Source organism: Candidatus Eisenbacteria bacterium, from assembly GCA_018831195.1.
In the GTDB taxonomy this organism is placed as follows: domain Bacteria; phylum Eisenbacteria; class RBG-16-71-46; order CAIMUX01; family JAHJDP01; genus JAHJDP01.
The window spans coordinates 42,621-56,751 of the sequence record JAHJDP010000019.1; the positions used below are offsets into that span (position 1 = coordinate 42,621).

The window sequence follows — 14,131 nt, forward strand, 5'->3', positions numbered from 1 at the left end:
ACTGGGGCGTGCATCAATGTTGATCAACGTCCATCAATTCTACTTTACAACGACCTTCAAAATCCGGTCCCCGGGCGCCAGGCGCATGAGGACATCCCAGCCTTCGCGCATCTGGCCGAAGACGGTATAACCGCCGTCGAGGTGGGGCTGGGGAGAATGGGTGATGAAGTACTGGCTTCCACCGGTATCCTTGCCGGATAAGGCCATCCCGAGCGCGCCGGCCCCGTAGCGACAGGTGTTGATTTCACATCGGATGGTATAACCTGGGCCGCCCCATCCGTCTCCCCGCGGACAGCCGTCCTGCGCGACAAAGTCGGGCTCGATGCGATGCCAGACGGTATTGTTATAGTACCCCTCTTCGGCCAACCGTGCGAAATTGGCCACGGTGAGCGGGGCCTGATCTGAGAAGAGGTCCAGCTTTAATAGGCCCTTGGATGTGGTGATCTCGGCGATGTGCCATCGGCGTGTCTTGTACAAAACAGCCTCGAGCTGTTTTCGGGACATCCCCGCCGCGCGGCCGGGAACGCCGTAGGGCACACGAACGCCGTGTTCCGACAGGATGGCCGCCGCTTGGACACGGACAGTATACTCCTCATCCCTCAAGGCCTTGGAGAGGAGGTTCCATTCCGCCGGCCCTATCGGCACCAGCGATGAGATGCCGTCGACGACGATGCCCCGCACGTCAGCGGAGGGATCTTCCAATCCGGCGTTTAGTATCGACTGGAAATGTTGTTCCCAAGGGGCTGGATCGGGCACGTCCACATGATTTATTCGATGTTCGCTTCGCATCTCCCCGGCGATGTTGATCAGCGCGTCGTACCCCATGGCGCGCACCATCTCATCCTCGTGGTTCAACCAGCGCTCCAACTCGATACGGAAGGGACGGCCCGGCGCCAAGGCATGATCTCTCTCCCAAGATTGCCGCAACCAGACTCCGGCCGCGAATTTGAGGACGCGGGGATCTTCGGTGGCGAACCAGCGCTCCGCCTCCGGTCCCAGAAGGCGACGCATGAAGGCTCCCCGTTCATCTTCCCGCTCGGCCAAACGTATAACCTCGGCTCTGACATTCCATGCGGGATCCTTCAGCATCGCGCGGCACATCTCTTCGAGACGATCCGCTTGCTCCACCGACCAGAAGAGATCGGCCCGCGCCGCCACCGCGGCTTCCCGGGCCCAGGATTCATCCGCCTTCAAAAAAGGCTCTGAAAACCTGAGGGCTTCTTCAGGATCGGCGGCCGTGGCGAGCGATCTCAAGGCCTCCAAGCGGACCGGGGGCACAGGATCGCGAAGGAAGGGGGCCATCTGCGCCGCGGGGGCTTCCAGCCGGCCCAGCGCCCGGACAACCTCAATGCGCACCCTTGAGTCGGGATGGGCCGCCTGGGTGATGACGGTTTCCAAGACACCTTCTTCCGGCATCCCGCCCAGGCCCCGGATCGCCTGCATCCGGACGATGGCGGCCGGATCATCGACCATCTCCAAAAAGCGGAGAAGAATCTCATCATGCATCGCCTTCGAAAGCTCGCCACCTTCGGGGATCGGCGTTCGTCCCGACGCCGGAGTTCCCGCGAGACGCATCAGCGCATAGCCGGCCTTCCAGCGCATGGCGGGATCGTGATCATGGCAGAGCTCCAAAGCCCGCTCGGCCATTCCTTGAGGCGCCAGCCGCCAGAGTGACAGCAGGGCGGCCTGCACGACAAGGCGATCCGGATCCTGAAGGGTTTGCAGCAGCTGATCCGGCTCATCGCCGAGACCAAGCTTGGCGAGGGCTTCAACGCAGAGCGCCCGCGTCGCGGGATCGAATTCGTCGCTGACGGAAAGATGACGGCGGAGATGAAGGGCGATCTCCTCGCTTCCGTTGGCCTCACCGAGACCGAAGGCGGCCGCCCTTCGGACGCGGGCGATCGGGTCTTCCAGCAGAAGTTTGAGAAGTTCCCGCGCACCATCACCACCGATCCTTCCCAAAGCATAGGCCGCCCGGATCCGGACCTCGGGATGGGTGTGCCCGATGAATGGTTTCAGGGCGGAGGGGTCCTCCCGGCCGTCCTCGATCGCAACGATGTCCGCTTCCAGCGATGGCTCCAGAACGGGAAACCGCAAAGTCCAGCCGGTCATCGATTCGCCGGGGGAAGGGACGAAAGCGGCCCCGGGGTCGGGATGGGGGACTTGAGCCATGGCGGGGCCTGAGGGTGTGCCGGGTAAGATCGGCATCAGGAAACTCAGCATCAGAAAGCCCGGGATCAGGAAGAGGGGAAGCGCCGGGATCGGCGCCTGGGAACGCCTGTCGGCCGCTCGCGCGGTCTTTCTCACATCAAAATGTCTCATTTTGCTACCATCCTTCCCTTGCGTCACCGATTCTCAGGCTATCTTGCAGCGGGTCACGCTGCCCGCGGCGGGATACGATATCCGCGCCGGGCCCCGGTTTATGGAGGAACGATGAATCCCACCTCTGAACATATATTAGACAATGGATTGAAAGTCATCATCTCTGAATCGCACGCCACGGCCACGGCCTGTTGCTCCATTTGGTATCGAGCGGGGAGCAAGCATGAAACATCGGGGGCGACCGGGCTGGCCCACCTCCTCGAACATATGATGTTCAAAGGGACCCGGCGATTTCCCAAGGGAGAGCTTGATGCGACTTTCCATCGGAACGGCGCTATCAGCAATGCATCGACCTGGCTCGACCGGACAAATTACTACGAACTGATCAGCACCGACCGGCTTGAATTGATTCTCGATCTTGAGGCGGATCGCATGCGCGGCGCTCTCTTCACCCAATCGGATCTGGATGATGAGATGACGGTTGTGAGGAACGAGTTGGAACGCAATGAGGATGACCCTTTCACGAATTTATTTGAACGGATTCAATCGACGGCGTTTCTGGAGCACCCATACCACTGGCCGACCATCGGCTGGAGAAGCGATGTGGAGGCCATCCGGGCCGATCAGATACATGACTTTTACAATAAATTCTATCAGCCGAACAACGCCTTTGTCGTGATTGTCGGGGCGGTTGAAACCCGCGCAGCCCTGCGAATGGTTGAAAAGTATATGGGAGCGATTCCGCCGGGCCCCGCCCGTCCGCCGGTGGTTACGGTGGAGCCGCCGCAGAAGGGCGAACGGAGAGTGATCATCCGCAAACCGGGAGAGAACGACCTGCTCGGCTTGGCGTACCGCATTCCGCAGCGGCTGCATCCCGATAATTACGCCCTCGATCTGCTGGGCCAGATCCTCGGCCAGGGGCGGACATCCAGATTATACAAATCTCTTGTAGAACAAAAACTCGCCGTGGCGGCGTCGGCTATGAATTTTTCCACGCTGGAGGATCCCTATCTTTTTTTCCTTGATGCCGAAGTTTCTCCCGGCGTGAAGCCCGATGACGTGGAGGCGGCCATTGATGGAACGATTCGCGAACTCCAGGAGAGCCCCGCGCTCGCGGCGGAGTTGGAAAGGGCCCAAAAGCGCAATCGCGTCGCCTATATCTATCGCAAAGACCGCGTCAGCGGCCAGGCCTTTTTCCTGGGTGAGCTGGAAGCCTCCTGTGGATGGCGTTTCGGGCTCACTTATCTCGATGAGATGGAGCAGGTCACCATCGGCGATATTCAACGCGTGGCCCGGCAGTATCTCATTCCCAATCACCGCACGGTCGGACGGTATCTCGCAGTTCGCGAAGGGGAGGAAACAATAACCTCCGTCCCCGAGTTGCCGTCGCAGAAAGTCGAGGGGCCGGGTGAGGAGACCATTGAGTGGGATCAAGCGCTTGGCACCGCCGGGCGCCCCGTAAAATCCCCCTCGGTAAAGACAGGGAGCGGCGCCCTGCCCAAAACCCACCGGGAGGTTCTCGATAATGGAGCGACGCTGCTGGTGCGGTCCAACCGATCGAACCAAACGATTGAGATCGCCGGCCGGTTCGAGGGCGGGATGTTGTTGGAAGGCGCTGGCCGGGGGATGACCCACGCCCTCGCGCAGATGTGGGATCGTGGGACGCAGCGGCGCAAACGGGCTGAAATTGCTGAGATTCTTGAAGGGTTGGGCGCGGGGATCTCCTTTCAGGGTTCGATTGAGGTCTTTGGTTTTAATATGAAGTGCCTGAGTGAGGACTTGGAGACCGTGACCGGGCTTCTGGCCGAAATGCTGAAAGAACCGGCTTTTCCCGATGAGGAATGGGAAATCGTCCGCGCTCAAATGTTAAACACGATCCGCGAATCCCGCCAGGATACTTTTGACCGGGCCTACTATCGCTGTATGGAAATGTTATGCGGCGCAGAGAATCTCTATGCCCGGTTTCCCATGGGATCGGAAGAGGATCTCGCCGGGATCAGCGTTGCTGATCTGTCGCGCCTGCATTCGAAAGCGCTCGCAGCATCGAGTCTCACGGTCGCCGCCGTGGGCGATGTGGAAGCCGGCGATGCTATCGATCTGCTGCGGCGGACGCTCGGGGACTTGGTGCCGGGGCGGCCCTTCCCCACGCGGGAGGAAGCCCGGCGCTGGACCGGTTTTGCACCCCCCGCCGGTTCTCCGAGAGATCATGTCGAGTTGCCGGAAAAATTCCAGGTCGACATGGTATTCGCCAAGCCCGGCCTGGCGCGGGACGACGCGGGGTATGACCCAGCCTATGTGGCGAATTTTATACTGGGAGGTTATTTCTCCTCTCGGCTCAGCAAGCAGCTGCGCGATAATGAAGGGCTGACCTATGGAGTCTATTCCAGGTTGAGACCCGGGTTGGGGATCGTCCCCTGGTACATTTCTATCGGTGTCCATCCCTCTAATATGGAGAAGGCCCGTGAGGGTGTGCTGCGGGAGATGAAGATCCTTTGTGAAACCGGTGTGAAGGATGATGAGTTCGAGGATGCCATTCAGCATCTGACAGGCTCCTTCCCGGTCCGGCTTGAAACAAATAGGGCGGTTGCCGACATGTTGCTCGATGGGGAGCGATACGGCCATGGACCCGATGTGATTGAAAAGTATGTAGACCGTCTCAGAAGAATCAAAAAGGCCGATGTTGAGACCCAAGCTGTCCGGCTTTTTGAGCCCGAGTCAATGGTTCTGGCGTCAGCGGGAACGTTAAAGGTCCCGGGCGCCACGGCTTGAATCGGTTCTTTAGGACCGGTCAATCCCCTTTCCGGCTCCAGCAGGCGGCGAGATGGAGGATTGTTTCCACCGCCCGATTCAGATTTGATTCGGCGATCCATTCCTTTCTGGAATGAAAGAGGAATCCGCCTGTAAAAATATTCGGCGTCGGATGGCCTTTTTGTGTCAATGCGCTTCCATCGGTGCCGCCGCGGATTGATTTGATATGGACCTTCAGCCCCGCGTTCTCCATTGCAAGAACGGCCGTTTCAACAACACCGGGGTGCTCTTTTATAATATCACGCATATTTCTATATTGATGACGGACCTTCAGGTCGATTTTCAGACCCGGATACCGCTTTTCGAATTGTTCAATTGTTTTTTTGAGATAATCGATTCTCTCAAGATTAATGCTCTCTTCAAAATCCCGAATGATGATGCCGGCTTCAGCGTTTTCAAAATCACCGGAAATGGATGTTACATGATAGAATCCTTCATCTCCCTCGGTATGTTCAGGGGTTTGCCACTCCGGCAAAGCCGCTAGAAAACGCGCTGCCACGGTTGAGGCGTTGATCATTTTATTCTTCGCATATCCGGGATGGACGCCGGCGCCCTTGAAGTTAAGGTCGGCCCGCCAGGCGTCGAAGCACTCCGCTTCCAATTCGCCGGGTGCACCGCCATCCATTGTGTAGCAATACCGGGGGAGTTTTTCCAGATTCAGCTTCACTGTTCCCCGGCCTATTTCCTCATCGGGTGTGAAACAGACACGGATCGCTCCATGCGGCAGCTCGGGGAATTTCTGCAAGGTTGCGAGAGCCGCCATTATTTCCGCAATACCGGCCTTGTCATCCGCGCCGAGAAGCGTTTTTCCCGAAGCTGTGATAATTGTCTCACCCGCATGCCGGCTCAACTCCGGCGCATCCGTTTCCGTGAGTCGCAGACCGGGATCGTCGGGGAAGCGTATCGGGGATCCATCCCAAGCTTCATGCCGGACGGGGATGACGTTTTCACCCGGTTGATCCGGGGAGGTGTCGAGATGAGCCAGCAGACCGAAAGGCGGCGCGGAGGCGCATCCCTTCATCGCGGGAAGAGTGCCATATGTATAACTGTGCGCGTCACAGAGAACATCCTGGAGCCCGATCTCTTTTAATTCACCCTCCAGCATGCGGGCGAGATCGAATTGACATGGGGTCGAGGGTGTTGTTTCGGATGCCTCGTCGGAAGTTGTGTGAACGCGGACATAACGCAAAAAACGCTCGCGTACATCATCCGCATAGAAACGGCGCATCTCGTCGGTAATCATTGCCACTCCTCCTGTTGAATGAATTCCTGAGCCTCCCCTGAGGATATGAAGAGGGAAGCAAGAGGTAAAGAGGATTGCGAGCCGGCCGTTAATGGAGCCAGGTTATGGACGATGAGGTGTATGATGGAGATGTCGAAAGCCGGTCAGGAGGCGAGACGGTCCTCACCCTCTTCCAGTATGGCCGGCGCTGATCGTCTTATAGGCAGGGTGAACCAAAAGGTCGAACCGAAATCGAGTTTGCTGTTGATGCCGATTGTGCCCCCCATCAGCTCAATCAGGCGTTTCGAGATGGCGAGGCCCAGCCCTGTCCCGCCGTAGTGCCTCGATGTCGATGGGTCGATTTGCGAGAAGGATCTGAAGAGCCTGTCGATCCGGTCGGCAGGGATACCGATCCCTGTGTCGATGACCTCGAACAGAATCTCTTCGTCCTGGAGTTTTGTCCATGTTGACCTCGATATCTTGATCGCGACGGTTCCCGATTCGGTGAATTTGATGGCGTTGCCGGTCAGATTCAATAAAACCTGTCTGAGCCGCAGAGGGTCCCCGGAGATTTCCGAGGGGAGGTCATCCGCCATAAGAATGTGAAATTCCAAGCCTTTCTCGGCGGCATGGGTTTCCTGGATCTGCTTGATCTCATTGACACACTCGCGAATATCAAAATCAATTAATTCAAGATCCAGTTTTTTCGCCTCAATCTTTGAGAAATCGAGAACGTCATTGACGATGGTCAGCAGTGCTTTGGCTGAGGTCCGAGCCACCCCCGCGAAGTTTTTTTGCTCATCATTGAGCGAACATTCCATGAGCAGATCCAGCATGCCGAGGATGCCGTTGAGGGGGGTTCGTATCTCATGGCTCATCACCGCCAGAAATTCAGACTTGGCAATATTGGCCGCTTCCGCCGCCTCCTTGGCTTTGAGCATTTCCTGCTCCGCCTGCAGGCGGTCGGATATATCCGAAATAAAACCTTCCAATGCCAGGAGCTCGCCCTCATCGGAGTAAACACCGCTGCCCTTCTCCAGAACCCAGCGTTCCTTTCTCCAGGCGTCGGTAATCCTGTAGATGACTTGGAAATGTTCCCGGTTGGCCACAGCCTGCTCGACCTTAACCCGAACCTCATCTTTGTCTTCGTCGTGAATCAGTTCGGCAAAAGCAATTGTCTTGTTGCCGATAAGGTCTTTTGCTTGGAATCCGGTAAGGGTATAGCAGCCGTCACTCACAAATTCCATGGTCCAATGCTCATCAAACTTGCACCGATAAGCCATGCCGGGGAGGTTGCTGATGAGTGTTGAAAGAGTCCGCCGGCTTTCAAAGGCTTCTTTCTGCGCCAGCCGTTCTTCATGGATATCTCTCAGAAAATTCAGGGTGGCGAGCCGGCCTTCCCACTCGATTCTGACGGCATTGATCTCGATCCAGTGATAGCGGCCGTCCTTTGTTAAAATCCGGAAGGGATAAACGCTTTCGACATCTTCGCCGCGCATCCGTTTTTGATGACGGCTTCCAACGAGCATCCGGTCCTCTGGATGAATTAGTTCAATAAATGGTTTTGTCGTTAATTCTTCGGAAGTGTATCCGGTGAGATCCTCCAGAACGGCATTGGCGAATTTTAACATTCCGTCCTGTGCGATGCAGATTCCGTCATTTACATTTTGGACGACCAGGCGATGCTTCTCTTCCGATTGCCTTAAGGCTCTTTCGGCGAGTTTCTTCTCTGTTATCTCTTGAACCAATCCGTCATATGATTTGATCCTGCCCTCATGATCATAATGCCGGATGACGGTATTGCGAACCCACCGGACCTGCCCGTCCTTCCGGATAATGCGATGCTCCAGGGGCGGGATCTCGCCGTCTTGAAGAATGCGGCGGGCATGATTCAAGACCCTCTCGCGGTCTTCCTCGGGAACCATTTCTATCCAGAGGAATCGTCTTTGTGAAAGCTCTTCCGGAGAGTAGCCGGTGACCGCAACACAGGCAGGGCCGTGATTTGTTTCAACCGGCCTGCCATCTTGAAGACGGACCGTATAAAGATAATCGGTGACAGCCTCGGTAATATAATTATATCGGGCCTCTGTCGCCCGAAGCTCCATTTCGGATCGCCTTTGCTCGGTGATATCTTCAATGGCGACGACAATCCTTTTTCCGGCGAGTCGGGATACGGAAAACCGGAAAATTCCGGAGACTCTTTCATCGTTGTATTCAATTTCGTTGATTTTGCCGGGCTCTGAGGTTTTCAACACCCAATCGGGAAGCGGATCCTTTTCTTCGCCGAAGAGCCGGGGCCAGATTTTTTTAACATCCTGTCCCCGGCATGATTCCGCGCGGATGCCGAGTATCTCTTCGGCTTTCGGATTGCAGTCGAGGAGGGTGAGACAATGGGGGGGCTCGAATCGGCCGATCATGATTCCGGTATGAATACCATGAATGATATCGGCGGCCGTTTGCAGCGATTCCCGCAATCGCCGCCCGTTATTGATACGGGTGATCACCTCACCAATCTGGGCGGCAAATGATTCAAGGCCCACTTGGGCATAATGGTGCATCCGGTGCTCGCTTCTCGAGCTCACCGCCAGACAGGCGATGATCCGCCCTTCGTGAACAATCGGAATGATACCGAGACAACGGATTTTCCCGTCATTGAAGAGGAATCGGCGTTCGGTCGCTTCCTCGGAAGAAGTCGCGTAGGCTCCCGTTCCTGTTTGCAGGGCTTCCTTCAGCAGCGGGCACGGTGCCGCATCAGAGAGGGTTTCCGCTGCTTTGTAGGGAAGACCTCGTGTGGCGGCAAGAGTGTACCAGCCCGGTGAATCACTCCTCATGTAGACGGCTCCGAAATCCATGCGGGAAACATGGACAATTGTTTCAAGGCAAGATTCCAAAGCACGTTGCAAGTCGTTTTCACCGCTGATCTTCTGAGCCAGTTCCAGTTGAGCCCGGATGAGCGCCGAGGTCTGTTTGTGTTCTGTGATATCAATAACAGAGGCAGCGCTCTTTTTTGTCCCGGGGATGACAGTGACATTAACAAGAACATCCCGGCGATCCCCTTCCCGGGTTTGAAAAATGGACTCGTACATTCCGGGTGTCTGGCTGTCGGGCCGCCTTCGTTCCCGATGCATTTTTATCAATTCCGGCAATTTTTCAGGATGGACAAATTCGGTCCAGCTCATTTTCCCGTCGATTTCACTGCGGCTGCGCCCGACCATTTCCTGGAACTTGGCGTTTGACAAAGAGATGGTCGTGTCTTCTTCGATCAGGACCATCCCGGTGCCGGTTTGCTCAAAAGTCGCTTTGTATAGGTTTTTGAAACTTTCGAATCTGAAATCGGCGGTAGACGAAGTTTCTCTCTCAAGATTTTCATCAGGAAGGGAATCTTGGTGTGAAGAGGGCATTCCAGGGCGCGGCTGATCCTCGGATGGATGCGCGGAATGTTTGGAATGATCCACCATAAACGGACCTCTTCGGCCGCAGCCGCAAATCGCCGGAATTGAAGACGGATGAGGGTCGCCCCGTGCCGTTCCTCTCTGAGGATCCGGTTCCCACACCTCCAAAATCTATCGGATGAGGAAGACGCTTTCCTAAATCCCATATCCAAGTGGAGATGGAGCGTTTTGACCGGTCGAGAAACCCGATCTCTCAGTCGAGAAAGAGATAACGGGCCAGGAAGATCGCGCCGAGCAGATAGCATAACCGATTGACTTCACGGCCTTTACCGCCGAGCAGCTTGATGACCGGGTAGCTGATGAATCCAAGGGCCAGACCCTCCGCAATGCTGTAGGTCAACGGAATCCCGACCACGATGAGGAGGGCTGGAATCGCTTCGCCAAAATCATCCCAGGGAATCCTGCGGAGGCTGGCCGCCATGAAGGTTCCGACCACGATGAGGGCGGGCGCCGTGACCGGGTAGAGAAGGACCCCTTCTTTCCAGGCGTATCCCCCCCCGATCATTTGGGCCACCGGACTGAAGAAAAGAGCCGCGAGGAAGAGCAAGGCCGTGACAAGATTTGCCAAGCCGGTTCTGGCGCCGGCCGCCGCGCCGGCCGAACTCTCGATAAAGGCTGTGACCGTTGAGGTGCCAAGACAGGCGCCGATGACCGTACCGGCGGCGTCTGTCGTCAATGCCCGTGTCCCCCGTTCAAGACGGCCGTTTTTAAGGAGACCCATGCGTTCTCCGACACCAATGAAAGTACCGATCGAATCCAGAACATCCATATAGAGGAATATGAGAATGATGGGGATCATTCCCCAGGTCAAAAGGCCCGCAATGTCCATCTTGAGGAATGTCGGGGCGAGAGAGGGCGGGGGCGCGACAAGCCCTTGGTAGTGCGCCACGCGAAAGATAAGTCCCAACACCGCTGTTGACAAAATACCCCATAGGATGGCGCCCCGTACCTTGCGCACGAGAAGGGCGCCGGTGAGAACAAGCCCGAGCAATGAAACCCAAACGGCCGGATTGTTTAACTCACCCAAATGTACAGGCACGGCTTGCTCCATCGGATGCCGGACAACGATTCCGGCGTTCACCAATCCCATGAAGACGATAAAGAGCCCGATCCCGGCGGCGATGGCGTGTTTTAGGGATTCGGGAACGGCGTCGATGATCACCTGGCGGACATTGAAGAGATTAAGAATGAGAAAAACGATTCCGGCGACAAAAACAGCGCCCAATCCCTGTTGCCAGGTAATGCCCATCCCCAAAACAGCGGTTAAGAAGAAGATGTTTTCGCCCATCCCCGGCGCCAGGGCGATGGGATAATTGGCGAGAAAGCCCATAAGGAGTGTCGCCGCCGCCGCGCTGAGGCAGGTGGCGGTCATGACGGCGCCGAAGTTCATCCCCGTTTGAGCGAGGATGGCGGGATTCAGAAAGACGATATAGGACATCGTCATAAAAGTCGTTATTCCGCCCAAAACTTCCAATCGAACCGTTGTTCCGGCTTCCCGCAAATGAAAGAATCTCTCCAGGAACATGCCGCATCCCCCCATTTGATATCGATTCTTGTCCGCCGGAATCAGGAATCCCCGGCCGCAAAAAGCCTACCCGAACTTTACAGGGGCTGCACGCGGTATCTTCCGCATCAAAGTTCTAATTCAAAGATCTGCGATCCCCAGCCGTCTTGCGGCCCTCAGAACCCGAATTCAATCACCTGCGGCACCCAAACCGATACGGGCCGGTTTCCCGATAGGGCCGGGCGGAAGATCCACTTTAAAACAGCCGATCGAATCGCCTCCTCTATCATTTCGGGCGCTTCTCTGTAGGGAAAGCGCACGGCTTTAACTTTTCCCTCTTCGCCGACAAGGATTTCCACATGCACTCTTCCCGCCCATCCCATCTCCAGCGCGATCTCGGGATATGCGGGGGGAATGATGTGGAGCAGTTCCGGTCTATTCGAAATGACGATAAAAACGCCATCCGGGGAATACCCTCCTTCCGCGGGGGGCGCGGGGGGCACGGGAAGCGATTCAAGCGGGGGCATGGGATCGTCATCCAGGACAGGAACAAGTTCCCCCTGGTTGCCGGCGCCGGGAGGGACGGGACGGCTGATCGGTTTCGGTGGTGGGGGGATGATCACTTCAGATGGGATGATGAAGCCTGCGGGTGGTTCTTGGATCGGAATCACAGGGTGGACATAGGGAGGCGCAACGAAGCAGGCAATGGCGTGAAGACCCAAGCCGGTGAGAAAGCCGACCAGGATGCGCCGGGGATAGATATGATCATATCGAAAAGGCAGGCCATGACAGAAAGAGGCGGCATTCATGGATGATCCTCCTCAGGCGGGCCACTCCGCGGGAATGGGAGTGGAACCCGTCGAATCGAGCCCCGGCAGAGGAGGTGCCATCTTCCCTCACCCCGATCATACCAGAATCAATGGATGGTGTCGCTCGTTCTTGTTATCCTGGCGGGTGGGTTTGAACCCGGAGGGATCATGAAACGATGTTACAAATCACTCTGTGATCTGCGGATATGGGGTGTTCTGCTGCTCTGCGGCGCGGCGCTGAATGCCTGTTCTCAAAACCAGCAGGATTCATCAACCCGGGACCCGGGGGATCGGATGCTGAAGTGCGTGCAGGAACTCTCCTCACCGGCGTATGAAGGGCGGGGTGTTAATTCCCCCGGCCTGGACAAGGCCGCCGGCTTCATCCGCGGAGAGATGGAGCGGTTGCAGCTTCAACCGGCTGGGGACGATGGTTTTTATCAGGCTTTTGAAATCTCAATTAATGTTAAACCCCTGGAAGGAACCCGGCTCCGGATCCTTGAAAACGGCGACGGGATCTGGTATGAACCGGGCCACATCTGGGCGCCGGAAGGGATCTCCGCGGACGCTCAGCTCGAGGATCTGGCGGTCCGGATCCATCCCGATGGCCTGGGCTCCTCCGATGGGAGCGGCCACCCCGGTGGTACGGGCCATCCTGGATCCAAGCTCCCGGAACCCTTTGCCATCTTGATCTTGGAGCGGGAAACTCCCGCCGCCCAATCTATGATGATGATCCCACCTTGGCAGCTCAACCCTTGGGGATATCTTGTGGAACAGGCGATTCATGCCGAGGCCGCCGGCGCGAAGGCATTGTTTGTATCATCCGATCCCTGGAATTCAATCAGGACCGAAGAAGTTTCCCTGCCTAATCCATCCGACGGATATGTCACCGCTCCGATTCCGGTTGTACGTTTCAGCCCTTCACGCGTCCGCGAGTTGCTGGAAATGATGGGCGCCGATGCGGCGACGGCATCGAGACTGGCGGGATCCACGCTGGCGGGATCTGAACAGGGTCAAATCCGCGTCGATCTGAATATTGCGATGGACCGCACTCTGAAATCCCCCAGGAATGTCATCGGGTCCATTCCCGGGAATGGTGAGTGGGTCTTTGTGACGGCGCACTACGATCATCTGGGCCGCGGGGACAACGCGCCCTCGGGTGAATTCGTCTATTATCCCGGCGCCGATGATAATGCTTCCGGCATCGCGCTGCTGCTGGAGCTGGCCAGCCGATTTTCACAACAACACAATAAATCCAAGCGCGGCCTGGTCTTCGCGGCCTTTGCCGCCGAGGAGATCGGTTTGGCTGGATCACGGTATCTGGCGGATCACCCCATCGTTCCACTGGGGGATGTCGCCACTGTTGTTAATGTGGACATGGTCGGGCGTTTGAGGGATGGGGATCTTCTAGTAATGGGTACCGGCAGCGGAACGCTTCTCGCCGAGATCGTTGATAGTGTTCGTACCGTTGCGACGCCCGGTCTTGCTCTTAGATCGGTTCAGGATCCCGGCAGCCCGTCGGATCAGGCGCCCTTCTATGCGAAGGGGGTTCCTGTGCTTCATATCATGACGCCGCCGCATGTCGATTACCACCAGCCGACCGATACCTGGGATAAAATCGACACGGAGGGCCTCTGCCGCGTGACGGATTTTACATTTGCCCTCGTTGATTCCCTGCGTTCCTCAGCACGGCCGGCCTTTCGCACTTCGGCGTCCGGCATGGCCGCGCCGCGATCCGGCGGTTCCTATACGGTGTACCTGGGGACGATCCCGGATTTCGCCTATGAAGGGGATGACGGTGTCCGCCTCTCAGGAGTGAAACCCGATTCGCCGGCGGCATCGGCCGGTCTTCTGGAAGGGGATCTCCTCATCGAGGTCGGCGGCCTGCCTCTGAAAAATCTCCGGGATTATGTTTCGATTTTGAAAGCCCACAAGCCGGGGGATGAGGTTGAGCTTGTCTTCAGGCGTTCCGGAACGGAGCAGAGGGTTAAAACCGTTTTCGAGGAGCGGAAATAAA

8 protein-coding genes are annotated in these 14,131 nt (G+C 56.9%); 3 read left to right on the top strand and 5 right to left on the bottom strand.

The window, feature by feature from the left end; translation table 11 throughout:
* Nucleotides 1–39: 39 nt before the first annotated feature.
* Entirely contained in the window at nt 40–2,172 is a 2,133-nt protein-coding gene (locus tag KJ970_03100; GenBank protein MBU2689888.1) for a HEAT repeat domain-containing protein, read from the bottom strand.
* On the opposite strand from KJ970_03100, the gene KJ970_03105 reads away from it, so the two are divergent.
* Together KJ970_03105 and KJ970_03110 are read left to right on the top strand one after the other, a co-directional pair.
* Complete coding sequence (locus KJ970_03105) at nt 2,171–2,437, top strand: hypothetical protein (protein ID MBU2689889.1); 267 nt, start codon at nt 2,171–2,173, stop codon at nt 2,435–2,437. The genes KJ970_03100 and KJ970_03105 overlap by 2 nt on opposite strands.
* Nucleotides 2,434–5,091, top strand: a complete 2,658-nt coding sequence (locus KJ970_03110) for an insulinase family protein (GenBank protein MBU2689890.1) — start codon at nt 2,434–2,436, stop codon at nt 5,089–5,091. Before KJ970_03105 ends, KJ970_03110 begins: the two co-directional genes overlap by 4 nt.
* Before the next feature lie 19 nt (nt 5,092–5,110).
* Here the strand turns inward: KJ970_03110 and pepT are convergent, their stop codons facing one another.
* The 4 genes from pepT to KJ970_03130 all read right to left on the bottom strand — a co-directional run bounded on the left by pepT (nt 5,111) and on the right by KJ970_03130 (nt 12,117).
* Nucleotides 5,111–6,373 carry a peptidase T gene (gene pepT / locus KJ970_03115; GenBank protein ID MBU2689891.1) on the bottom strand — a complete coding sequence of 421 codons (1,263 nt, stop codon included), beginning with the start codon at nt 6,371–6,373 and terminating at the stop codon, nt 5,111–5,113.
* 143 nt (nt 6,374–6,516) lie between these two features.
* Entirely contained in the window at nt 6,517–9,810 is a 3,294-nt protein-coding gene (locus KJ970_03120) for a PAS domain S-box protein (GenBank protein ID MBU2689892.1), read from the bottom strand.
* Between the two features lie 187 nt (nt 9,811–9,997).
* The gene (locus tag KJ970_03125; GenBank protein ID MBU2689893.1) at nt 9,998–11,329 is read right to left on the bottom strand and encodes an NCS2 family permease; all 1,332 of its coding nucleotides are present in this window, start codon (nt 11,327–11,329) and stop codon (nt 9,998–10,000) included.
* A 155-nt stretch (nt 11,330–11,484) separates the two neighbouring features.
* The gene (locus tag KJ970_03130; protein MBU2689894.1) at nt 11,485–12,117 is read right to left on the bottom strand and encodes an energy transducer TonB; all 633 of its coding nucleotides are present in this window, start codon (nt 12,115–12,117) and stop codon (nt 11,485–11,487) included.
* Between the two features lie 168 nt (nt 12,118–12,285).
* Here KJ970_03130 and KJ970_03135 point away from each other — a divergent pair, with 168 nt between their 5' ends.
* Nucleotides 12,286–14,130 (top strand): M20/M25/M40 family metallo-hydrolase, encoded by a 1,845-nt coding sequence (locus KJ970_03135; protein MBU2689895.1) that lies wholly within the window; start codon nt 12,286–12,288, stop codon nt 14,128–14,130.
* The last annotated feature ends 1 nt before the right edge of the window (nt 14,131 follow it).

Coding starts and splice junctions, on each gene's coding strand:
- KJ970_03105 (MBU2689889.1), top strand. CDS start 2,171: ATGGCGGGGCCTGAGGGTGTGCCGGGTAAGATCGGCATCAGGAAACTC.
- KJ970_03100 (MBU2689888.1), bottom strand. CDS start 2,172: ATGGCTCAAGTCCCCCATCCCGACCCCGGGGCCGCTTTCGTCCCTTCC.
- KJ970_03110 (MBU2689890.1), top strand. CDS start 2,434: ATGAATCCCACCTCTGAACATATATTAGACAATGGATTGAAAGTCATC.
- pepT (MBU2689891.1), bottom strand. CDS start 6,373: ATGATTACCGACGAGATGCGCCGTTTCTATGCGGATGATGTACGCGAG.
- KJ970_03120 (MBU2689892.1), bottom strand. CDS start 9,810: ATGGTGGATCATTCCAAACATTCCGCGCATCCATCCGAGGATCAGCCG.
- KJ970_03125 (MBU2689893.1), bottom strand. CDS start 11,329: ATGTTCCTGGAGAGATTCTTTCATTTGCGGGAAGCCGGAACAACGGTT.
- KJ970_03130 (MBU2689894.1), bottom strand. CDS start 12,117: ATGAATGCCGCCTCTTTCTGTCATGGCCTGCCTTTTCGATATGATCAT.
- KJ970_03135 (MBU2689895.1), top strand. CDS start 12,286: ATGAAACGATGTTACAAATCACTCTGTGATCTGCGGATATGGGGTGTT.